Here is a 21,782-nt window from a genome sequence, read left to right on the forward strand (position 1 = left end):
ACCATCGGATGAACGCGTCCACCACGCCGCGTGGCCCGTTCGAGCCCACCCTTTCGGGCGCACCCGTCCGCATCCGTCCCGGTTTCCGTGAACGGGTTGTAACGAGCTTGCTGGTTGGTCACTCCTTACGGCAAACTCGTCAGCATGCCCACCTCCCACACCGGCGAAACCGTCGCCCCCGCCTCGGCCGCTGCCGTCGCCGAGGCCCTTGCCATGCCGCCCGCCCCCAAGGGCGAGCCCGCCGGCGAGCGGGGCAGCTGGCGACGAGGTGGGGAGCCCGGCTCCACGGCGCCCCCGGGGCTCCGACCCGGCCGGTCCACCGGCCGGATCGGCAAGGCCCTGCGGCGCCCGGACAGGATCCCGGCGCCGCTTCTGTGTCTGGTCGCGATGTTCCTGGTGCAGACCGGCATCGCCCTGTCCAAGCCGCTGTTCGGCCCGCTCGGGGTCAGCGGCACCACCTTCCTGCGGCTGGGCTTCGCCGCGGTGATCCTGCTCGCCGTCACCCGGCCCCGGCTGCGCGACAAGCGCCCGCGCGACCTCGCCGCGGCCGCGCTGCTCGGCATGGCCTCCGCCGGGATGACCCTCCTGTTCGCCGGGGCGATCGACCGGCTGCCGATGGGCACCGCCGCGACCATCGAGTTCCTCGGCCCGCTCGCGGTCGCCCTGGTCTTCGCCCGGCGGGCCAGCCACCTGCTCTGGGCGCTGCTCGCGGCGGCCGGGGTCGTGCTGCTGACGCTGCTCGGCGAGGGGGACGGCGGCGGCTCGCTCGACCCGGTCGGCCTGCTCTACGCCTTCGGCGCGGCCGGCTGCTACGCGCTGTACATCCTGTTCACCGACAAGGTCGGCGCCACCTTCAAGGGCTTCCAGGGGCTGGCGGTGTCGATGACGGTCGGCGCCCTGTTCCTCGCGCCGTTCGGGCTCGGCGAGGCCTGGGACGGGCTGACCGCCCCCGGCGCCTCGCCGTTGGTGCTGCTCGCCTCGGCGGCCGGGGTGGCGCTGCTGCTGCCGGTGCTCCCGTACGCGCTGGAGATGACGGCGCTGCGGCGGATGCCTCAGCGGGTGTTCAGCGTGCTGGTCAGCCTGGAGCCGGCGGTCAGCGCCCTGGTCGGGCTGGTGGTGCTCGGCCAGCTGCTGGGCGCGGCACAGCTGGCCGGGATCGGCTGTGTGGTCGCGGCCAGCGTGGGGGCCACGCTGACCGGACGGCGCTGACCGTACGGGGCCGGCCGGACGGGGTCGACCCTTGCGGCGCCGGCCCCGTGACGCCGGCCTACGGCCAGAGCAGGGTGCGGGACCACTCCGGGGTGCGGACCGGACCGGTGCGGGTGTAGCGCAGCCGGACGTGCCGGCGCTGGGCGTCGCCCTGCCAGAACTCCACCTCGTGCGCCCACAGGGTGTAGACCGCGTGGCCGGGCGCGACGGCGTCCGGGGTGGCCTCCAGCCGGCGCCGGGCGACGGCCACCGCCTCGTCGTACTCGGCCAGCTCACCCAGCGGCTCGCTCTGCCGGCCGACCAGCGCACCGACCCGGGCGGCGGGCGAGCGGGTGGCGAACTCCGCGGCGGCGACCAGGTCGGCGGCCCGCTCGACGCTGCCGCGCACCCGGACCTGGCGGCCCAGCTGCGGCCAGTAGACGCTCAGCGCGGCGGCCGGGTGGTGGGCGAGCTGGCGGCCCTTGGGGCTGTCGGCGGCCGCGGAGAAGTTCCAGCCGGTGCCGGCCGCGTCCACGTCGCGCAGCACCAGCACCCGGGCGTCCGGCATGCCGTCGGCGTCGACCGTGGAGAGGGTGAAGGCCTGCGGGTCCAGCACCCCGGCGTCCAGGGCGGTGACGAGCCAGTCCACGAACAGCGGGCCGGGCTCGGCGGGGGCGGTCGCGGGGTCGAAGGAGGGCAGCGGGCGGGCCATCGGCGGGCGGCCGAGCAGCAGTTCGGGGACGGACCGCGGCCCGGGCCGGCGCTCGTCCAGTGGTGCCGGGCACGGCTCCGGCTGCGGCTCCGGTACGGGCCTGGCCCCGTCCGGGCCGGTCAGGCCCTCGTCCTCCGCCGCCATCGCGCGCCTTCCTTCCGATTGCCGCGGTCGCCGCCCCGACCGGGCCGTCCGTTCCGGGCCCGGGCACGTGGAGCGCTGTCGGAGCGCAACCGTACCGCCGTGGACCGACGCCTCCGGGCGCGGGCCCTCGCTGGCGGGATCCGGGCCGCTCGCGGGGACGGGGCGCGCGCGGGGCGCGCACGGGTGGGGCGCGCGGGCGGGGCTGGTGGCAACCCCGGGCCCGGACGCACTCGTGGGCGGTGCCGATGGCGGCACCGCCCACGAGGCCGGTTTCGCGGCGACCCTTTCCGCTGGCCGGTCCATGCGTTCGTCCGGTCTCCCCGGTCCACCCGGGGCGGGAAGCCCGCCCGGTGACCGTTCCGAACCCCGCCGCGGATGTTCAGCTCACCCGCGGCCGTCCACCTCCGGCGCCCCCGCCGGCAGTGGCACCCGGGGCCGTCAGGGGAAGATCGGGGCGAAGATGACGTTGACGTTCTTGTTGCCCTGACCGGCCAGGACGTTGCCCGCGTTGTCCTTCACCGCGACGGTGTTGTTCTGGTTCGAGGCGCCGGCACCGGTGGCCGTCTGCTGGGTGGAGACGTAGTTGCCGTCGACGCCGCCGAAGACGTTGCCGGTACCCGTGTTGGACACCACGCCGGCGTTGGAACCGGCCGCGGCGCCCGCGCCGTTGTCGGCGGCGGCGACCCCGGCACCGGCCAGCAGCAGACCCGCCGCCAGCGGGGCGGCGAGCAGGATCCCGGACACCCGGCGGGTGTTGAAGCGAGCCATGTATGCCTCCAAAAAACTGTTAATCGTGCATTGGTCGAGCAGGGTTGCGGGGGTTCGCCGGCCAGACGAACACCTGCGGGCTGCGACGCCGGGAGACAGACTTCCGCAACAAATCGACAAAGCACTAGCCGACGGATCAGTTTTCGCCCGTAAGCGTGATATCCACCGAGGCCGCGCATAACGGGCACCGAACCGGACAGTGCGCCGACACACCGCTACTGAGCTGGCACTTCGCCCGATCGGCGGCCTTTCGGCGGGCGCCGGACGACGGCGCATCGGTGCCGTACGAACCTCCGGGCGCACCACCCCGGCGCAAGGCGCATCGAAACACGCCCCCGCTACGTTCGATCACCCTTCCAAGTCGACTTTTCGGCCATTCACAGACCATCGGAAAGTCCTACTGAAAATGCGGGCCGACCAAGGGCGCGAAATGCGGAAAAGACATCCGTCCTGAAAATCGGACCATCTTGCCCGGTCAGACCATCTTGCCCGGATTGAGGATGCCCAGCGGGTCGAAGACCGCCTTCACCTGCCGCTGCAGCTCCAGCCCGACCGGCCCCAGCTCACGCGCCAGCCAGTCCCGCTTGAGCAGCCCCACCCCGTGCTCCCCGGTGATCGTGCCGCCCAGCTCCAGCCCGAGCGCCATGATCTCGTCGAAGGAGCGCTGGGCGCGCGCCGTCTGCTCAAGGTCCGCGGCATCGAAGATCACGATCGGGTGGGTGTTGCCGTCCCCGGCGTGGCTGACCACCCCGATCGTCAGCGCGTGTCGCTCGGCGATCGCCGCGACTCCGTTGAGCATCTCGGCCAGCCGGGAGCGCGGCACCGCGACGTCGTCGATCATCGTGGTGCCCAGCCGGTCCAGCGCGGGCAGCGCCAGCCGCCGGGCCGCCAGCAGCAGGTCCGACTCGGCCTGGTCCTCGGCCGGGACCACCTCCGTCGCCCCGGCCTCCCGGCACAGCTCCGCGACCCGGGCCAGTCCGGTCTCCCGCTCCGGCCCGTCGAAGGCCACCAGCAGCAGCGCCCGGGTCGACTCCGGCAGCCCCATCTGCCCCAGTTCGTTGACGGCCCGGACGGAGACCGCGTCCATCAGCTCCATCAGCGACGGGGTCAACCCGCGCTCCATCACCGCGCAGACCGCCGCCCCCGCGGTGTCCGCGCTGGGGAACTCCGCCGCCAGCGCCAGCTGCGGCTCCGGCGCGGGCCGCAGCGCCAGCACCGCCCGGACCACCACTCCGAGGGTGCCCTCCGAGCCGACGAACAGCCGGGTCAGGTCGTACCCGGCCACCCCCTTGGCCGTGCGGCGCCCGGTGGACAGCAGCCGGCCGTCCGCCAGCACCACATCCAGCCCGAGCACGTACTCACTGGTGACGCCGTACTTCACACAGCAGAGCCCGCCCGCGCCGGTGCCGATGTTGCCGCCGATCGTGCAGGACTCCCAGCTGGACGGGTCCGGCGGGTAGCAGAGCCCCAACTCCTCGACCGCGCGCGACAGTTCCGCGTTCACCACGCCCGGCTCGACGACCGCCACCCGGTTCACCGGGTCGATCTCCAGGATCCGGTTCAGCTTCACCAGCGACAGCACGACGCAGCCGTCGACGGCGTTCGCCGCCCCCGACAGCCCGGTCCGGGCCCCCTGCGGCACCACCGGCACCCGCAGCTCGGTCGCGGTGCGCAACACGTGCTGCACCTGCTCGACCGTCTCCGGGAAGACCACCACCGCGGGAGTACCGGCGGCGCAGAAGCCCGCCATGTCGTGGCTGTAGGCGGCGGTCACGTCCGGATCCACCACCACCGCCTCCGCCGGGAGGCCCAGTGCCAGTCGGTCCGTCAGATCACTCATCGCCGCCTCCAGTCACCGCGCACCGCCGCCACCTCCGCACTCTGCCCCGAGGCCCGGGGCCGGGCAAGTGGGCCTCGGAGCCGGCCGCACGCCGCGGCCACCCGCCCCGCCGACGAGCGGTGCCGGTCGGTCAGGCCCGGCGCAGTGCCGGGGCGGCGAGGGCCGCCAGCCCGGCCGCCCCGGTGGCGAGGGCGCAGCACAGGGCGGGCGGGACGACCCCCGTCGCGTCCGCCGCCGTCCCGAGCAGCCCGGTGGACAGCACCAGGGCGAGGCTCTGCACCAGCGTCAACAGCGCCTGCACCCGGGAGAGATGGGAGGCCGGAGCGCCACCGAGCACCAGCGGTCCGAGGTGGCAGGCGAACAGTCCGGAGCCGAGGCCCAGCACCGTGCTGCCGGTCACCGCCGCCGCCGGACCGCTGGACAGCGCCAGCAGCGCGGTGCCCGCCGAGGCCGTGCAGAGCCCGGCGGCCGCCCCGACCCCCGGCCGGGGCAGCCCTCCGCGCCAGGCGACCGACGCCGCCACCACGAGCACCCCCGCCGCCTGACCGGCGGTCACCAGTCCGGCGGTGCCCGCCGCCCAGCCGTGTGCCCGGGCGAGCAGCGGGCCGAGCAGCGAGACCACGGGCAGCAGCGCCCCCGCAGCGGCCCCGGTCAGCAGCAGCGCGGCCCGCAGCAGCGGATCCCCCAGGGCCAGCCGGACGCCCGCCCCCGCCTCCCGCAGCAGGCCCACCGGGGCGGCGGCGGGAGCCGGACCGGGCCCGTCCCGGTCCGGCCGGACCCGCAGCAGCACCAGCAGGACGACCGCGAAGCTCACCGCGTCCGCCGCCGCCGCGCCCGCGAGCCCGCCCCCGGCGACCAGCAGGCCGCCCAGCGGCGCCCCCAGCAGCACCGCGCACTGCCCGCCGGCCTGCCGCAGCGCGAGCGCCCGGGGCAGCCGGTCCGCGGGCACCAGCCGGCGCGGCATCGAGCCGCTCGCCGGGAGGTAGAACGCGTCGACCGCCCCGGTCACCCCGGCCGCCCCGACCAGCAGCCACAGCGGCGCGGCCCGGTCGCCGGCCACCGCGAGCGCCAGTCCGGCGGTCACCACCAGCATCACCGCGTCCCCGGCGAGCATCACCCGGCGGGCGCCGAACCGGTCCGCCACCGCCCCGCCCAGCAGGACCAGCACCGTACGGGGCACGGTGACCGCCGTCAGCACCAGCCCGGCCGCCCCGCCGCCGTACCCGGAGGCGGCCCAGCCGAGGGCGAAGGACAGCGCGGCGTCACCCAGCAGCCCGGCCTGGGCCCCGGCCAGCCAGAGCAGGTACGGCCGGGGCAGGTACGGCCGGGGCAGGGCGGTGCGCCGGGCCGCCCCGGCGGAGGTCACGGTGGTCATGCCGGGTGACGCTAGGGCCCTCGACCTGGTCGAGGGCAAACCGCGAGCGGCGGCCGCTACCTGCGGACCACCGGTTCCTGGAACTCGACGACCCAGCCGGACCGGTCGTCCGGGGTCTCCAGGTAGCGCTCCCGGGCGTAACCGGTCGAGCGGTAGCCGTTCTCGTCGATGTAGCGGGCCAGCGCCTGGAAGCTGCCCATCGCGTCGTCCATCGAGCCGCGGTGGACGATGGTCACCGCCTCCTCGATCGGCGCCAGGTCGACCACCTCGAAGTCCGCCCGGTCGTTCCGCACGGACGGCGCCACCTGGAGGGCGACCCGGATGACCACCGAGCCGTCGCCCTCCGGCCCGTCCTCGTACCAGGCGACGGACGGCCCGACCACCTCGATCCCGGACTCCTCCACCCGCCGGCACAGCTCGTCGAAGAGCGGGCCGATCACCGGGGTGATGTCCTCCGGCGCGTAACTCGCCGCCACCCCGCTCAGTTGGGCCACCCGCACGGACGGAACGGGCTTCACCACGACATCGTGCTCGAACATGTTCCCCTCGCTCTCGATCGTCCGGAGCCTCGCCTCCACCCGGGCCAGCCGCCGCTCGTCCGCCGCGATCGCCTCGGCGAGCTGGGCCCGCCGCAACCGCAGCATCCCGCGCAGCTCGGCCGCGTCCAGGTGCTCGTCCAGCACGGCCCGTACCTGCTGCAGCGTGAAGCCGAGCTCCTTGAGCGCGATCACCCGGTTCAGCCGGGCGAGTTGGCCCGCCTCGTAGGAGCGGTACCCGGTGACCGGGTCGACCCTGGCGGGCGTGAGCAGGCCGATCGCGTCGTAGTGGCGCAACATTCGCACCGACACCCGGCCGTGGACGGCGAAGTCTCCGATGTTCAACATGGTGCTCCCACTCCACCGTCTCCCCCCGTGTCAGGGTCAACCCCCGGCCGCCGGGCCGTCCGCGGCCCGCCACCGGCCCACCACCGGCCCACCGCCGTCACGCCCCGGAAAACACCGAGGGCGGGTGCCGAACGATCTCGGCACCCGCCCTGAGCAGGTGGTTCTCCTACCGGCGGAGAGCGTGGGATTCGAACCCACGGTGACGGGTCACGCCACGACAGTTTTCATGACTCACGCTCGAACAGGTAGCCGAAATGACGTTATTGCAGGTCAGGAGGGTAGCAAAGCCGCCCGCGAACCGTCCTCATCGCCACCGTGCCAGTTCCGTGCCAGATCAACAACGGTGAGCTTCCCCCGCTATGGACGGCCCCGCTGGCGGCGCAAGGAACGAGGCGGCGGTCGGCTGGGCAGGAGGCCCTCGGGAAGGCTGTCCGGCCCCACGGGGGCCCAGGTCACGGCCGATGGTTGCCCGCCGTTCGTTCGGGCCCCCCGCCGCCCGATTCTCCGGGGCGAACGGAACCCGTCAAGCCCGCACCACGCGCCACCGTCGCCACATACAGACCCGTACGAGCGGGCTTGACCGAACCCGCCCGTCCCTACAACTCCGCTCGCCAGAATGCGGCCGCTGTCGGGCGTTCGCCCTCATCAAATCCTCAGCTTTGATGATTCACACTGAGCCGCGTGGCCTAGCCACGACCTAGGACCCTGACAGCTTTACGGACTAGCTGTCAGCTAATTTGGCGCGGCTGGCATGGTCCGCCGTCGTCCGCCGCGACATGCTCGGTCAGACACACGGGGAGCTACTGGAGAAATGTCGCACAAAGCAACCGCCAACCGGTTCCTGCCGCCCATGGCAGCGGCGTTCGTAGCCGCGCTGACCGCAGGAGCCGTGATCGCAACGGCCTCCGGCGCTCATGCCGAAACGTTCCAGCAGAAACGGGCCTTGGCCACAGTTGTGGCCGAGCGGGCCGATCCGGTTCCGGATGACGTTCCCACCAAGCTCAGCGAGTTGACGGAGGAGGAATCTGATCAACTCTCGGCAGCCGTGTACGAGCCGTACCTGACGCAGCTGGAGGCCGTTCCTGACGAGGTGATCGATCAGGGGGGCGAAGCCGTGATCACTCGCGTCACGGAGCAGATCGCTACGGCGTCCGGTCCGCGCCCCGGCGACACCCAGGCCGTTCAAGCTGGCTGGTTCGACATCAAGTGCATCGGCTTGGTCCTCGCCGCTGCGGGAGGAGCACTGATCCCCGCCTCGAAAGTGCTGAAGGTCGCAAAGATAGTCAAGAAGTACGGAGTTCGCCGGGTGGTCAACGCCATCAAGGGCGTGCGCAAGGGGAAGGGCGCCACGGTGGGTGCCGAGCTGAAGGACGTGGCACTGATCCTGCTCGGGCTCGATAAGGTCCAAGAGGCTTGCTCATAAGAGGAGGCGAACGGTGAAGGCAACGCAACTCGTTCTCGGCGCGGAGATCACACTGGTAGTCGCCGGGGTCACATGGATGCTGCTGGGTGTACGACACCGCGCGACCATCGCAGGAGCCCGCCGGGCCCGGCATGAACTGCTCGCTCCGACACGGGAGATGCTGACAGCAGCAGCCCTCAGTCTTGGGGTTGGCTGGGCCATCACACGACACGAGGTCCCTGACCTCTTGAGCCTGGCAATGCTCGGAGTCCTCCTACCGGCCACAGCGGGCATGGCGCTGGCGCTGATCCTCAAGCAGGAGGGCGAGCCCACCCGAAGCGTGCGTGGCTGGCTGGTTCTTCTCGTGCCCGTCATCGGTGGTGGAACAGCAGGACTCATGCCATCGATGTTCTGACGTCAGGTTGGCTGAGACCGATCAAACTGGGAATTGTGCGCCCGGGTGAGCTTCCCCCGCTGCGCGGGAGGTGCTGATTACCTGGTCAGGACGGGTGTGGGTGGTTCGACGGCCACTGGTTCGGCCGTCGCCTGGTCGGTGTAGTACTTCGCCTCGTACTCGTCGGGGCTGAGCCAGCCGAGGCGCTTTTGGATGCGGCGGGTGTTGTACCAGCCGTCGACGTAGGCGAACAGCGCCAGGTCGGCGTCGGTGCGGGTCGCGAAGGTCGCGCGGCGCACGCACTCGGTCTTCAGCACGCTCCAGAAGTTCTCGGCCAGGGCGTTGTCGTAGGAGTCGCCGACGGTGCCCATGCTCGGCTCAATTCCCGCCTTGAGCAGGCGGGTTGTGAGCTTGATGGACGTGTACTGACACCCGTGGTCGCTGTGATGGATCAGCTTTCCCGGTTCGACGGGCCGGCCGTGCAGGGCGTACTCCAACGCGGTGAGGACCAGGTCGGCGTCCGCCCGTTCGGAGGTGTGCCAGCCCACCCGTGGACACCGGAATCGCCCTCGGCCAGTTGGGGGACGCGACCGCCGCCGAACCCCTCATCGCCGAAGCCTTACGGGCCGAACCGACGACGAACCTCCGGGGTCGAGCGTTCCACAGCTTTTGGCTCGCACGGACCCAACTCCAGCGACGGCAGGTCGAGTTGGCGTGCGCGACCGCCACGGAAGCCCTCGATCTCGCGGCAGTGATCGAGTCACCCCGAGTGGTTGCCCACCTCCAGGAGTTCCGCCACCTGCTCAAGCCCTACCGGGCCAATGCCTCAGTAGCGACGTTGGCCGACCGGATCACCCGCGCGGCCAGCTGATCAAAGGCCGGCCTCGTCCAGCAGCAGGTAGAGCACACCCACGAGCGTGCCGCTGCTGACGATCTCGCGGCGGTCGATCATGCCGCGCAGCTCGGACAGCGGGACCCACTCGATCCGGTCGGACTCGTTGCGCTCGGTCGGCGGTCCCACGTACTCGACGGCGTCGGCCCGGAAGACGAAGTGCTCGGAGTCGGTGATCCCGTTCGCCGGCTGGGCGTAGATCAGCGGCTTGACCTCACCGACCTTCCAGCCGGTCTCCTCCATGGCCTCACGGGCCGCCGCATCTGCCGGAGACTCGTCCGGCTCGATCAGTCCCATCGGCAGTTCCCAGGCCCAGGTGTCCGTGATGAAGCGATGCCGCCACATCATGAGGACCTGCTTCTCGCTGTTCACGATGGCAGCGACGGCCAGGTGCCGGAGCTTGACCACGTGGTGTTCCCAACGGTGGCCGTCGGGCTGTTCCACGTCAGCCAGCCACAGGTTCACCCATGGGTTCTCGTAGATCGGACGTTCCCCGTGGATCTTCCATTGCATCGCTGCGGCCCCTCTCAATGGACCTTTAGCATGTCGGACCACGGAGGCCGGCGAGCCAGTTCCCGCGAATTTGCGTCAATCTGACGAAATGTAGGCGCTGACCCGCTGGCTGGAGTCGAGCAGAGAGCGCATCGGTGTCCGAGCGCGCTCGGCTCGGCCCCCGTGCCAGATCCGTGCCAGAACGGGCGGTCAGGAGGGGTCACTCACGGATCATGACGGCCATCGGGAAAAGCGTCGGCCCCTGACCAAAGTTGCTGGTCAGAGGCCGTTCCACGCGGAGAGCGTGGGATTCGAACCCACGGTGACGGGTCACGCCACGACAGTTTTCAAGACTGTTCCCTTAGGCCGCTCGGGCAGCTCTCCAGGCGGAGGTCAGCCTAACGGGTCCGGCGGCGTTCGGTGCACACGATTCCGCGTGCCCAGGGGTCACTGATCGCCGTCCCGCTGGCCGAGCGTGACCTTGGTGGTCATGGTCTGGCCGTTGCGGGTGTACTCGACGTCGACGGTCTCGCCCGGCTTGTGCGTCCAGATCCGGCTGACCAGGGCGGGGCCGTTCTCGATCGGCACGCCGCCGAGCTTGGTGATCACGTCGCCCGGCTTGAGGCCGGCCTTGTCGGCCGCGCCGCCGGGGGTGACGGCGGGCTGGCCCTGGATGTCCTTGGTCTGGATCTGCGCGCCGTCGCCCTTGTAGTCGTCGTTGCGCAGCACGTCGAGCTTGGCGTAGACCGGCTTGCCGGTCTTGATCAGGGTGTCCGCGACCCACTTGGCCTGGTTGATCGGGATGGCGAAGCCCAGGCCGATGCTGCCGGCCCGGCCGTTGGCGGAGGCGTTGGACTGGATCGCCGAGTTGATGCCGATCACCGCGCCGCTGGAGTCCAGCAGCGGGCCGCCGGAGTTGCCGGGGTTGATCGAGGCGTCGGTCTGCAGGGCGTTCATGTACGAGGCCTGCGAGCCGGTCTCGTCGCCGGAGGCGACCGGGCGGTCCTTGGCGCTGACGATGCCGCTGGTGACGGTGGACTCCAGGCCGTACGGCGCACCGATCGCGACGGTGGCGTCACCGACGTTGACCTTGTCGGAGTCGGCCAGCGGCAGCGGCGACAGCCTGCTCTTCGGCGGGTTGTCGATCTTGACCACGGCGACGTCGTAGCCCTCGGCGTGACCCAGCACCGAGGCGCTGTAGGAGGTGCCGTCGGCGAACTTGACGGTCAGTTTGCCGCCGTTGAGGGTCGGCGCGACCACGTGGTTGTTGGTGAGGATGTGGCCCTCGGTGTCGAAGACGAAGCCGGTGCCGGTGCCCGACTCGGTGCTGTTCTGCGCCTTGATGGTGACGACGCTGGGCAGCGCCTTCTGGGCGATGGCGGCGATCGACCCGGGGGCCGGCTCGTTCTTCTGGGTGTTGCTGGCCTGGACGGTGGTGCTGCGGTGGTCGTCCGCCGAGCTGCTGCCGCTGTTGTGGTCGCTGGCGACCACACCGACCGCGCCACCCGCGATGCCGGCGACCAGCGCGACGGCCGCGAGCAGGGCCACCAGGCCGCCGCGCTTCTTGCGCGGGCCGTGGCCGCCCGGGCCGCCGGGGTACTCGGCGGGGTAGCCGAGCGGACCGCCGGGGCCGCCGGGGTGGCCGGCACCGGCGTCGTGGCCGGCGCCCCAGCCGCCGAGCGGCTGGCCGGCACCGAAGGGGTGGTGACCGGGCGCACCGGGCGCGACGGGCACACCGGCGGCCGGAGCACCGTACGGCTCCTGGGCGTTGGCGGCCGAAACGCCGTACGGGTCCTGGGCGCCGGCAGCCGGCACGCCGTGGGTCGGGGTCGCGTACGGGTTGGTACCCGGGGCGCCCGGCGGCAGGGCGGGCGCGGCCGGGGCGGCGGCGACCGGGGCCGCGGCGGGTGCGGGTGCGGCGGGCGGCGCGGGCGGCAGGACCGGCGGCGGGGCGTCGAGGTAGCCGGTGACCGGGTCGACGGCCGGCTCCTCGACGGCGGCCGCGGCCGGCGCGGCCGGCGCGGCCGGGGCCTCCGGCGCGGGCACCTTGGTGAAGGCGACGGTGGGCTTGTGCCCGCCGTCGGCCGGGACGGCCGGGGCCGGGGCCTCCGGGGCGGCCTCGGCCGCCGCGCTCGCGGCGGCCGGCTCCGGGATCCGGCCGAAGGCCATGGTCGGCTTGTGCCCGCTGTCGGCCGGACCAGCCGGGGCGGCCTCGGCCGTGGCGTCCACCGGCTCGTCCTTCGGCTCGGGGACCCGACTGAAGGCCATGGTCGGCTTGTGGCCGCCCTGAGCGGTGCCCTCGGAAGCGGCACCCGCCGCCTCCGGGGCCCCCGCGGGCTGCTCCCCCTGCGGCCCGGTGGGCCCAACCTCGCGCTCGGTGCTCACGGACGACCTCCATAGCTGACAGAACCAAGGACCATAGTTTTTCGCACCGACGATTCGATTGCCGTAAGGACCCCTCTGAATAACTCATAAGAATCCTTAGCCGCCACCGACAGCCGGGGCTCCCCACCCCCGCCCGGCGTCCCGCGATGCGGACCGCGCACCCCGTGGCCTTTGGCGTTCGTCTCCGTGCCGGTTAGCCTGTCGCTCCAAACTGACACGCGGGAGCTTGGACCGACCAGGCTGAGAGTGCGCATGTCGACCGTACGCCAGGCCAGTGACCGGCGGACCGTCGAGGGGGCGCTGACCGCCGGAACCTGTCCGGGTAATGCCGGCGTAGGGAGTATCGGCCATGCCGCCTGCTTCGCCATCCTCTTCTTCGGGCGCGCCCGCGTCCAAGGATTTCCCCCCGGGCCCGGCCGGCGCCGGTGCCGCGCTGCTGGACCACCGCGTCGAGGCGCCGCTGGTCCTGGACACCGAGCCGCCGCGCACCCTGCGCTTCCGGGACCACTTCGCGCTCTGGATGAACCTCGGCGTCAGCCTGATCGGCTTCTCCACCGCCGCGACCGTGCTCGGCGAGAAGGGCAGCGAGCTGTCGCTGGCCGCCGCGGTGACGGCGATCGTGACCGGTACGGCGGTCGGCACCGCGATGCTCGGCGTCGCCGCGCTGATCGGCGCCCGCACCGGCGCCCCCGCGATGGCCAACCTGCGCGGCCTGTTCGGCACCCGGCTGTCCTACCTGCCGACCGTGCTGAACATCGTCCAGTGCGTCGGCTGGGGCGTGTTCGAGCTGCTGACCATCGCGGCGGGCGCCCAGACCGTCGCCCACACCAGCGACTACCGCTGGCTGTTCGTGCTGCTCGCGGGCGCGCTGACCACCGTGCTGACGATCTGGCCGCTGGGCTCGATCGCGGTGCTGCGCCGCTTCGTGGCCGGGGCGGTCGCGGTCGCGATGGTGTACTTCACCGTCCAGCTGGGCCGCCAGGGCGTGCCGGACCCGGGCGCGGGCAACTGGCACGGCTTCCTGGGCGCCACCGACGCGATGATCGCGGTGTCGATCTCCTTCGTCCCGATGGCCGCCGACTACACCCGGCACTCGCGCAGCCCGAAGTCGGCCTTCTGGGGCAGCTTCTCCGGCTACACCGTCGCCCAGGTCTGGTGCTACGTGCTGGGGCTGATGGCGCTGCTCCAGTCCGACGGCGACCCGAGCCGGATCTTCGACTCCTTCCTCGGCGTCTGGGCCGGCTGGCTGTTCCTGCTGGTGCTGGTGCTGCGCGAGACCGACCAGTCCTTCGCCAACGTCTACTCGACCGCGATGTCGCTGCAGAACCTGCTGCCGCGGGTGGACCGCCGGGTGCTGAGCGGCGGGATCGGCGTGCTGACCACCGTGCTGGCGCTCAGGATCGACCGGTTCACCGACACCTACAGCAACTTCCTCGGCCTGATCGGCTCGGTCTTCGTGCCGCTGCTGGCGGTGCTGGCGGTGGACTACTTCTTCGGCGCCGGCCGGCACGGCTGGGACCTCTCCGAGCGGGCGCCGTCCCGCTGGCTGATGCTGCTGCCGTGGGTGCTGGGCTTCGCCGTCTACCAGCTGATCGCGCCGACCGCGGTGGCCGACTGGTGGGTGGACTTCTGGACCTCGGCCCAGCAGGCGCTGCACTTCACCCCGCAGGAGTGGACCTCGGCCTCGCTGTTCGCCTTCCTGCTGCCGGCGCTGGCCACCTGGGGCCTCACCCCGCTGACCCGCCGCACCGCCCGGGCCTGACCCACCGCACCGCCCGGGCCTGACCCACCGCACCGCCCGGGCCTGACCCACCGGAGGCGGAGCCGGCCCCACAGGTTGGGACCGGCTTCGCCCCCGGTTCACCCGCGCCCCCTATCGTTGGGGCCGTGACCAGCCCAGAACTGCCCTCGGCGGCGGCGCGCACCACGCCCTCCGTCCAGGTGATCGCCCACCGCGGCTCCTCCCACGCCCTGCCCGAGCACACCCTCGCGGCGTACCGGCGCGCGCTCGACGAGGGCGCGGACGCCGTCGAGTGCGACGTGCGGGTGACGGCCGACGGCCACCTGGTCTGCGTGCACGACCGCCGGATCGGCCGGGTGTCGAACGGCCGCGGCACCGTCTCCGCGATGACGCTGGCCGAGCTGGAGGCGTACGACTTCGGCGCATGGAAGACCGGCCGGCCCAGCACCGACCCCGAGCTGCGCGGCGTGCTGCGGCTGGAGCGGCTGCTCGAACTGGTGGTGGACTGCGGCCGCCCGGTGGACCTGGCGATCGAGACCAAGCACCCGGTGCGGTTCCGCGGCCGGGTCGAGGCCGAGCTGCTGCGCACCCTGGAGCGGTACAAGATCGGCACCGCCCCGGACGGCGACCGCCCGTCCGCCCGGATCATGAGCTTCTCCTCGATCGCGCTGAACCGGGTGGCCGCCGCCGCGCCCGACTACCGGCGAGTGTTCCTGATCGAACGGATGCTGCCGCTGCTGGGCCGCCTCCGCCCCGGGCAGCCGCTGCCGGGCGGGGCCCGGATCGCCGGCCCCGGCATCGAACTGGTCAAGGCCAAGCCGCAGCTGGTGCCCCGGCTGCGCGAGCTGGGGCACGAGGTGCACGTGTGGACGGTGGACGAGCCGGCCGACGTCGAGCTCTGCCTGGAGCTCGGGGTCTCCGCGATCATCACCAACAGGCCCGCCGAGGTGCTGGCCCAGCTCGGCCGCTGAGCCGGGGCCGGGCGCCCGGCCGTCCCGGGAGAACCTGATCGCCCTGGTCGGCAGTCAAACCTTCCGTGCACGTTGTTGCCGGAATTCTTGCGCACGGGCGACGGAGGGTGAGCACGGAATGACCTCTTGTCGACCCTGAGTCGCATCGCCCGAAATGGGCCCGCAGGATCCTCCGACGGTCGTTTCCGACGCATTACCAAGGGGCATCCATCCCTCGGCATACGCTGAAGGAGGTCCGGGGGTGGCGTTGATGGTGGCGCGTGAAGTGCCGACTTCATCGACCATGGCAGTGCCGCACGGCCCAGCGAGTGTCGGGGTCGCACGGCGCCGACTGCGTCGAGATCTGGGTGACCGGCAGATACCGGAACCGGTCATCGATGATGCTGTTCTGATCCTTTCCGAACTGTTGAGCAACGCCTGTCGATACGCCCGTCCGCTGGGCCCGCTGCCCGCCCTGGGCCGCGGTGCCCGGGCCGAGGTGGTGGACCAGGTGCTGGTCGGCGTCCCCTCCGGGACGCACCCGGCGCCGGGCGGCCGGGAGCCCGAGGACGGCGCGACCGAGCCGGACGGCGGCGTGCTGGTCCGCTGGCAGATGCACGCCGACGGCGTGCTCACCCTGGAGGTCACCGACGGCGGCGCGGCCACCCGGCCGCTGCCCGCCAGCCCCTCGCTGACCTCACGCGGCGGCCGCGGCCTGGCCATCGTCGACCAACTGGCCAGCGACTGGGGCGTCCGGGACGCGCCCGGCGAGGTCACGGTCTGGGCGGCGCTGCCCGCCCGTGCCCGGCACGCCCGGCGCACCGGGGGCGGCACGGCCCGCAGCGCGTAGTCGTCCCGGCCCGCACCCGGGCGCCCGTCCGACCCGGCAGCCGGACGCCCGCCCGACCGGCAGCGGGGCGTACGGTGCCCGCCCCGGCGCGTTCCCGCGCGCCGGGGGAACCTCAGTAGGCTTCCCGTGAAACAGGACCACCGTCCCCGGGAGAGCCGCAGCATGGGCAAGAAGGCCGCCAAGAAGGCGCCGCAGCGCCAGTCCACCACCGCCGTCACGGGCGAGATCCCCGTGGTCGGGGCCCGCGAGGACTGCCCCTGCGGCTCGGGCCGCCGCTACAAGGCGTGCCACGGCCGGGAGGCCTCGCACGCCGTGCAGGAGCTGGTGCACCGTCCGTTCGAGGGCCTGCCGGGCGAGGCCGACTGGGTGGCGCTGCGCGAGCTGGTGCCCGCCGCCACGGCACCGCTGACGCTGGCCGCCGGGGTGACCGCGAGTGCCGCTGGCGACGTCCCGTCGGTGACCCTGGCGACGGTGCTGCCGCTGGCCTGGCCGGCCCTGCGCCGCGCCGACGGCTCGATCCTGCTCGGCCTGCAGACCCAGTCCTCCTCGGGCGACCTCAGCCGCGACCTCGCGGACGCCCTGGAGCTGGCCCTGGCCACCGAGCCGGGCAGCCCCGTCCCCGCCCGCCGGACCGTCCCGGGCGGCCGTCGCCTCCAGGACCTGCTGGACACCTCCGCCGCGTTCACGCCCACCGTGCACACCGGCTTCGAGTTCTGGCTGGAGGACGCCGAGACCGCCACCGGCGAGGTCGCCGCCTCGCTGGAGCGCGCCAACGCCTCCGCCATCCCGACCGAGAAGCTCGCGAGCGTGGACGCCGCCTACTGGTGCGGCACCCCGGACAAGAACCACCTGCGCTGGGTGATGACCGTGCCCGAGGAGCAGCTGCTGGACGCGCTGGCCCGGCTGAACGCCGCCGGTGAGGCCTCGCTCGGCGCGGACACCCGCCTGGTGGGCTCGTTCCGCGCGCACGGCCTCACCGTCCCGGTGTGGGACCTCCCGCTCGCCATGACCGCCGCCGACTGCGAGAAGCCGGCCGCCGAGTTCGGCGAGCGGCTCGCCGCCGTCCTCGCCGACCCGACTCCGCTGACCGCCGAGGAGCGGCGCGCCCGGGCAAACCTGGTGAACCGTCAGGTCACCTTGAACTAAAGGGCGCAGGATCCGGGTGATACGCGTCACATTGTCGCCGGGAAGCCGCAATTTCCGGGCCTGGAGGGCGTCTTGGAAATTGGCGCGGGCGCGGATCCTTGTTACTGTCTAAAGAGTCCGGCCGCTGGTGCATCCCCCGTCGCCAGCGGCCGGATCTTTTGTTTTCCGGAACGCCCCGCACCACCGGGCCCGGAGTCCGGCCCGACCCGGCGATCCGTCAGTACGTCGAGCGCCCGCTGTCCAGCCGGACCGTCGCCTCCACCAACTCCCCCAGCAGCGGCCCGACCTGCGGCAACCGGACCCCGCCGTCCGCAGCCGGCCGCGGCGCCAGCACCCAGCGCACCCTCCCGGCCCCGCCGCCGGGCGGCAGCGGCAGGAAGCCGCCCGGCCCGTGGTAGCGCAACGATCCGGGCACCAGAGGGAGTTGGGCGAGCATCTCGCCCAGGGCGTCGAGCGAGTACGGGGCCACCAACAGGGCGTAGCGGCCCGGCATCGCGAGCACCGGGCCGAGCGGCAGCCGCAGCGCGCCCAGGTAGACCAGCGCCCTGGCACCGGCCGCCGCGGGCAGGCTGACCGCCGAGACCGCGGAGCCGGTGGCGGCCAGCACCGGCGCGTCCGGGTTCTGCCGCTCCCACCACCAGCGCACCATCCGGGGGTCCGTGGTGGCGGCCAGCAGGGACGGGTCGTGCGGATGGGCGCCGGGCGCCGGGCAGTCCGGCTCCCCGCAGGAACAGCGGCCGCCGCACAGCACGGTGCCGGGCACCACCGGCCAGCGGTGTTCGACGGCGGCCGTGAGCGCCGCGGCCAGCCGGGCGGACGACTCCTGCGACTGCTGCGGTTCCTGCGGCTCCCGGGGCTCCTGCGACCGGCTCCTCGGGCTCTTCCGGTTCTCACGCATGGCGCTCGTTCCTTTCCCTGACCGCTCGGTTCGCTCCGCCCCACCGACATCCGTCGGGACCCGCCGCACGGGCCCGCGGCGGCACGGCCCCGGAAAGGCGCGGAGCGGGGCGGGCGGCACGGCGGACGGCGCGGCTACGACGTGGAGCACGGTGTGGAGCACGACATGAGAAGGGCCGCGCACTGGAACAGCCCCTGGAACGAGAATCCCGTATGCGACCGGATGGACGCCGCCCGGGCGCGCTTGGTTCCACCGTACGAGTGAGAGACTTCCGGCCAGCCCGGATCGCGGGCGGCGCGGACATACGATCCGGACGGCCACCCGGTCCGTCCCCTCCGTTCTGCCCGCTCCCGGCTCGCTCCATGCCTCCGGCTCCGACCGGCGCGCCGCGCCCGGTGCGCGCCCTCCGGCCGGGTCGCGCGGACGTGGAACCGGCCACCGCGTCGTCCTGGATCTGGACATGCCCCGAATGGCCTGTGTAGAAGTGGTGGCATTGCTGTCGATCAATGACGAGTAGTAGCGAATCGAGGCGAAACGCGTCCTTTGGCCGTGCTCGCTCCACATCGGCCGTACCTGGGGGTTTCGCATGGCACGTAGCACCGCGTCAGGAGTGGCGGCATGACCAAGTCCCACGCGTCGGCCGCCCAGCCGTCGACCCCGCCCGCAGAGCCGGGTGAGACCGGCTGTGCGGGCGGGCTCACCGTCCTCGACCCGCCGCCGGACCTGCCCGGCCCCGCCGACGCGCCGGACGGCGGCACCGACGGCCCCACGGCACCGTCCACCACGGTGCAGGACCGTTTGGCCGGACGCCTGTCCGAAATCACCAGCCTGTACGAGCACACCGAGCGGCTCGCCCGCGCCCGCGGCACCACCGCCACCCTGGACGCCGTGCTCGCCTCCGGCGCCGCGCTGCTCGGCGCCGGCCGCGGCGTCCTGGTCACCCTGCTGCCGGGTGGCGGCACCGGCCAGCCCGTCGGCCTCGGCCTGGACCGGGCCAGCCTCGGCGCCCTGGAGACCGTCCCGACCGAACAGAGCCTGCTCGCCCGGCTGCTGAGCGAGCACGACCGGCCCGAACAGCTGCACTCCGCCGACCTCGCCGACGACCCGGCCGTCGGCGCCCGGCTGCGCGAACTCGCCGTCCACCTCGGCCTCGGCGGCGCCTACGGCCTCCCGCTCGCCACCGCCGAGGACGGCCCGCTCGCCGCCGCCGTCTGGTTCTACGACCGGCCCGCCCAGCCCACCGACTGCCAGCGCGAACTCGCCCGCCACTACTGCGAGATCGCCGCCCCGCTGCTCGCCAAGCAGCTGGAGGCGGACCGCACCCTGCGCACCACCGAGGCGCTGCGCCGCGGCCTGCTGCCGGACCACCTCCCGCAGACCCCCGGGCTGCGGCTGGCCGCCCGGATCGCCCCGGCCGGCCTGGACCGCTCCAGCGGCAGCGACTGGTACGACGCCATCCCGCTGCCGGACGGCACCGTCGGCCTCACCGTCGGCTCGGTCTCCGGCGACGGCCCCGGCGCGGGCCCCGGCTCCGCCCCCGGCGCGGCCGCCGCGATGGGCCGGATCCGGGCCGCGCTGCGGGCGTACGCGGTGCTGGAGGGCGAGGACCCGGTCTCCGTCCTCGGCGACCTGGAACTGCTGCTCAAGACCACCGAGCCGACCCGCACCGCCACCGCCGTCTACGCCTGGATCGAACCCGAGGAGCGTCGGATCACCCTGGCCGGGGCCGGGCACTGCCCGCCCGTCCTGGTCGGCCGGCACGGCGCCGAGTTCGTGGAGACCTCGCTCTCCGCCCCGCTCGGCATGCTGGCCTGCTGGGAGGCCCCCGGGGTCGAGTTCACCGCCGGGCGCGGCGACACCCTGCTGCTCTACACCGAGGGCCTGGCCCGCCGCTGCGGCCCGACCCTGCACGCCGGACAGGCCAACCTGCGCCGGGCCGCCGCCGACGCCCCGCGCGACGTGCGGATCGACCCGGACCGGCTCTGCGCCCACCTGCTGGCCGTCTGCCCCGCCCCGGACGCCGCCCCGGCCACCGACGACCTGATGCTGCTGGCCGCGCGCTTCGAGTAGGCGTACGAACCCCGGACCGGCGAGCGGCCGGGCGTCCGTACCATGGACGCACGGCCGCCCGCGCGTGTCGCGACCCGACACCTCCCCCGAGGGCGGCGGTACCACCCCCAAGGAGGCGTTGCACGTGACCGAGGACCGGACCCCCGCAGTGGCCGAGAACCCCGAGGCCGAGGGCGGCGAGGAGCCGCCGCAGTTCAAGGGCCGCAAGAACGGCCTCTACGGCGAGATCTCGGACGAGCTGTCCGCCTCGATGAGGACCGGCTGGGCCGACACCGAGCTGCACGGCCTCACCCCGGTCGCCCAGGCCCCGTACGCCGCCGCGCGCCGCGCCGCGCTGTCCGCCGCCCACCCGGGCGTCCGCCTGGTCGTCCCGGCCGGCAACCTGCGGGTGCGCTCCAACGACACCGACTACAACTTCCGCGCCGCCAGCGAGTACGTGCACCTCACCGGCGACCGGACCGAGGACGCGGTGCTGGTCGGCGAGCCGACCGGCGACACCGGCCACGAGTTCACCCTCTACCTGCTGCCCCGCTCGGACCGCGAGAACGGCGAGTTCTGGCTGGACGGCTACGGCGAGCTGTGGGTCGGCCGCCGGCACAGCCTGACCGAGCAGGAGCAGCTGCTCGGCCTGCCCGCCCGCGACGTCCGCAAGGCCGCCGAGGAGCTGGCCGAGCGCGCCAAGGACTCCACCGTGCCGACCCGGATCGTCCGCGGCTACGACGCCGGCCTGGAGGCCGCGCTCGCCGAGGTGCTGGACGCCGACAAGGACGCCGAGTTCAAGGAGTTCCTGAGCGGCCTGCGGCTGGTCAAGGACGAGTGGGAGATCGGCGAGCTGCGCGCCGCCTGCGACGCCACCGTCAACGGCTTCACCGACGTGGTGCGCGAGCTCGGGCAGGCCGTCGCCACCTCCGAGCGCTGGATCGAGGGCACCTTCTGGCGCCGCGCCCGGGTCGAGGGCAACGACGTCGGCTACGGCACCATCGCCGCGGCCGGCCCGCACGCCACCACCCTGCACTGGGTCCGCAACGACGGCGACGTCCGCCCCGGTGAGCTGCTGCTGCTGGACGCCGGCGTGGAGACCCACACCCTCTACACCGCCGACGTCACCCGCACCCTGCCGATCAACGGCTCCTTCACCGAGCTGCAGCGGAAGATCTACGACGCGGTGTACGACGCCCAGGAGGCCGGCATCGCCGCGGTCAGGCCGGGCGCCCGCTTCCGCGACTTCCACGAGGCCTCGCAGCGCGTCCTCGCCGAGCGACTGCTCGCCTGGGGCCTGCTGGACGCCTCGGTGTACGACGTCGAGAAGGTCCTGGAACTCGGCCTGCAGCGCCGCTGGACCCTGCACGGCACCGGCCACATGCTCGGTCTGGACGTCCACGACTGCGCCCACTCGCGCCGCGAGGAGCACGTCGACGCCCTGCTGGTGCCCGGCATGGTGCTCACCGTCGAGCCCGGCCTGTACTTCCAGCAGGACGACCTGACCGTGCCCGAGGAGTACCGCGGCATCGGCGTCCGGATCGAGGACGACATCCTGGTCACCGCCGAGGGCAACGAGAACCTCTCGGCCGGGCTGCCGCGCCGCAGCGACGAGGTCGAGGCCTGGATGGCCTCGCTGGCCTGAGCCTGGCCTGAGCCCCGGGCCCGGGCA

General features: G+C 73.2%; 19 protein-coding genes, 1 tRNA gene and 1 riboswitch. Of the genes, 10 read left to right on the top strand and 10 right to left on the bottom strand.

All coding sequences use genetic code 11. The annotated features are described in order from the left end of the window. Window positions 1-144 precede the first annotated feature (144 nt). On the top strand, window positions 145-1,209 hold the full coding sequence (locus ACIQWA_RS22190) for an EamA family transporter (RefSeq protein WP_360227277.1): 1,065 nt from the start codon (window positions 145-147) through the stop codon (window positions 1,207-1,209). A gap of 58 nt (window positions 1,210-1,267) precedes the next feature. On the opposite strand, the gene ACIQWA_RS22195 is transcribed toward ACIQWA_RS22190, so the two are convergent. The 5 genes from ACIQWA_RS22195 to ACIQWA_RS22215 form a co-directional block, all read right to left on the bottom strand. Then, window positions 1,268-2,044: a pyridoxal 5'-phosphate synthase gene (locus tag ACIQWA_RS22195; protein WP_402484915.1), complete on the bottom strand. Its 777-nt coding sequence runs from the start codon at window positions 2,042-2,044 to the stop codon at window positions 1,268-1,270. A gap of 438 nt (window positions 2,045-2,482) precedes the next feature. Next, a complete protein-coding gene (locus tag ACIQWA_RS22200; RefSeq protein ID WP_402484918.1) occupies window positions 2,483-2,812 on the bottom strand; it encodes a hypothetical protein in 330 nt (109 codons plus the stop codon). A 475-nt stretch (window positions 2,813-3,287) separates the two neighbouring features. Beyond that, complete coding sequence (locus ACIQWA_RS22205; protein ID WP_402484920.1) at window positions 3,288-4,652, bottom strand: FAD-binding oxidoreductase; 1,365 nt, start codon at window positions 4,650-4,652, stop codon at window positions 3,288-3,290. Between the two features lie 130 nt (window positions 4,653-4,782). After that, window positions 4,783-6,027, bottom strand: coding sequence for an MFS transporter (locus ACIQWA_RS22210; RefSeq protein ID WP_402484923.1), 1,245 nt, complete (start codon window positions 6,025-6,027; stop codon window positions 4,783-4,785). Between the two features lie 56 nt (window positions 6,028-6,083). After that, entirely contained in the window at window positions 6,084-6,911 is an 828-nt protein-coding gene (locus ACIQWA_RS22215; protein ID WP_402484926.1) for a MerR family transcriptional regulator, read from the bottom strand. Between the two features lie 811 nt (window positions 6,912-7,722). Here ACIQWA_RS22215 and ACIQWA_RS22220 point away from each other — a divergent pair. Then, on the top strand, window positions 7,723-8,334 hold the full coding sequence (locus ACIQWA_RS22220) for a hypothetical protein (protein WP_402484928.1): 612 nt from the start codon (window positions 7,723-7,725) through the stop codon (window positions 8,332-8,334). A 13-nt stretch (window positions 8,335-8,347) separates the two neighbouring features. Beyond that, window positions 8,348-8,728, top strand: coding sequence for a hypothetical protein (locus ACIQWA_RS22225; protein ID WP_360434443.1), 381 nt, complete (start codon window positions 8,348-8,350; stop codon window positions 8,726-8,728). Between the two features lie 77 nt (window positions 8,729-8,805). Here the strand turns inward: ACIQWA_RS22225 and ACIQWA_RS22230 are convergent, their stop codons facing one another. Continuing rightward, window positions 8,806-9,255, bottom strand: a complete 450-nt coding sequence (locus ACIQWA_RS22230; protein ID WP_402484931.1) for a transposase — start codon at window positions 9,253-9,255, stop codon at window positions 8,806-8,808. A gap of 2 nt (window positions 9,256-9,257) precedes the next feature. Between ACIQWA_RS22230 and ACIQWA_RS22235 the strand changes: the two genes are divergently transcribed. Further along, window positions 9,258-9,578, top strand: a complete 321-nt coding sequence (locus tag ACIQWA_RS22235; RefSeq protein ID WP_402484933.1) for a hypothetical protein — start codon at window positions 9,258-9,260, stop codon at window positions 9,576-9,578. Here ACIQWA_RS22235 and ACIQWA_RS22240 read toward each other — a convergent pair whose 3' ends face one another. The 3 genes from ACIQWA_RS22240 to ACIQWA_RS22250 form a co-directional block, all read right to left on the bottom strand. Continuing rightward, the gene (locus ACIQWA_RS22240) at window positions 9,579-10,112 is read right to left on the bottom strand and encodes an NUDIX hydrolase (protein ID WP_402484935.1); all 534 of its coding nucleotides are present in this window, start codon (window positions 10,110-10,112) and stop codon (window positions 9,579-9,581) included. Window positions 10,113-10,387: 275 nt separating this feature from the next. Then, window positions 10,388-10,475, bottom strand: a tRNA-Ser gene (locus tag ACIQWA_RS22245). A gap of 63 nt (window positions 10,476-10,538) precedes the next feature. Beyond that, entirely contained in the window at window positions 10,539-12,476 is a 1,938-nt protein-coding gene (locus tag ACIQWA_RS22250; RefSeq protein WP_402484936.1) for a S1C family serine protease, read from the bottom strand. A gap of 208 nt (window positions 12,477-12,684) precedes the next feature. After that, window positions 12,685-12,833: riboswitch (TPP riboswitch) on the top strand. Here ACIQWA_RS22250 and ACIQWA_RS22255 point away from each other — a divergent pair. From ACIQWA_RS22255 to ACIQWA_RS22270, 4 genes are all read left to right on the top strand, one after another. Then, the gene (locus ACIQWA_RS22255; RefSeq protein ID WP_402484939.1) at window positions 12,826-14,238 is read left to right on the top strand and encodes a purine-cytosine permease family protein; all 1,413 of its coding nucleotides are present in this window, start codon (window positions 12,826-12,828) and stop codon (window positions 14,236-14,238) included. Its footprint overlaps the riboswitch before it by 8 nt. 125 nt (window positions 14,239-14,363) lie before the next feature. After that, a complete protein-coding gene (locus tag ACIQWA_RS22260) occupies window positions 14,364-15,188 on the top strand; it encodes a glycerophosphodiester phosphodiesterase (protein ID WP_402484942.1) in 825 nt (274 codons plus the stop codon). Window positions 15,189-15,594: 406 nt separating this feature from the next. After that, entirely contained in the window at window positions 15,595-16,017 is a 423-nt protein-coding gene (locus ACIQWA_RS22265; RefSeq protein ID WP_402484944.1) for an ATP-binding protein, read from the top strand. 162 nt (window positions 16,018-16,179) lie between these two features. Beyond that, entirely contained in the window at window positions 16,180-17,163 is a 984-nt protein-coding gene (locus tag ACIQWA_RS22270; RefSeq protein WP_402484947.1) for a DUF5926 family protein, read from the top strand. Window positions 17,164-17,380: 217 nt separating this feature from the next. Here the strand turns inward: ACIQWA_RS22270 and ACIQWA_RS22275 are convergent, their stop codons facing one another. Continuing rightward, on the bottom strand, window positions 17,381-18,061 hold the full coding sequence (locus tag ACIQWA_RS22275) for a bifunctional DNA primase/polymerase (RefSeq protein WP_402484949.1): 681 nt from the start codon (window positions 18,059-18,061) through the stop codon (window positions 17,381-17,383). Window positions 18,062-18,679: 618 nt separating this feature from the next. Here ACIQWA_RS22275 and ACIQWA_RS22280 point away from each other — a divergent pair. Both ACIQWA_RS22280 and ACIQWA_RS22285 read left to right on the top strand, forming a co-directional pair. After that, window positions 18,680-20,131, top strand: a complete 1,452-nt coding sequence (locus ACIQWA_RS22280; RefSeq protein WP_360227311.1) for a PP2C family protein-serine/threonine phosphatase — start codon at window positions 18,680-18,682, stop codon at window positions 20,129-20,131. 124 nt (window positions 20,132-20,255) lie between these two features. After that, on the top strand, window positions 20,256-21,755 hold the full coding sequence (locus tag ACIQWA_RS22285; RefSeq protein ID WP_402484951.1) for an aminopeptidase P family protein: 1,500 nt from the start codon (window positions 20,256-20,258) through the stop codon (window positions 21,753-21,755). Window positions 21,756-21,782 lie beyond the last annotated feature (27 nt).

This window comes from Kitasatospora sp. NPDC098652 (genome assembly GCF_044760155.1).
Taxonomy (GTDB): Bacteria; Actinomycetota; Actinomycetes; order Streptomycetales; family Streptomycetaceae; genus Kitasatospora.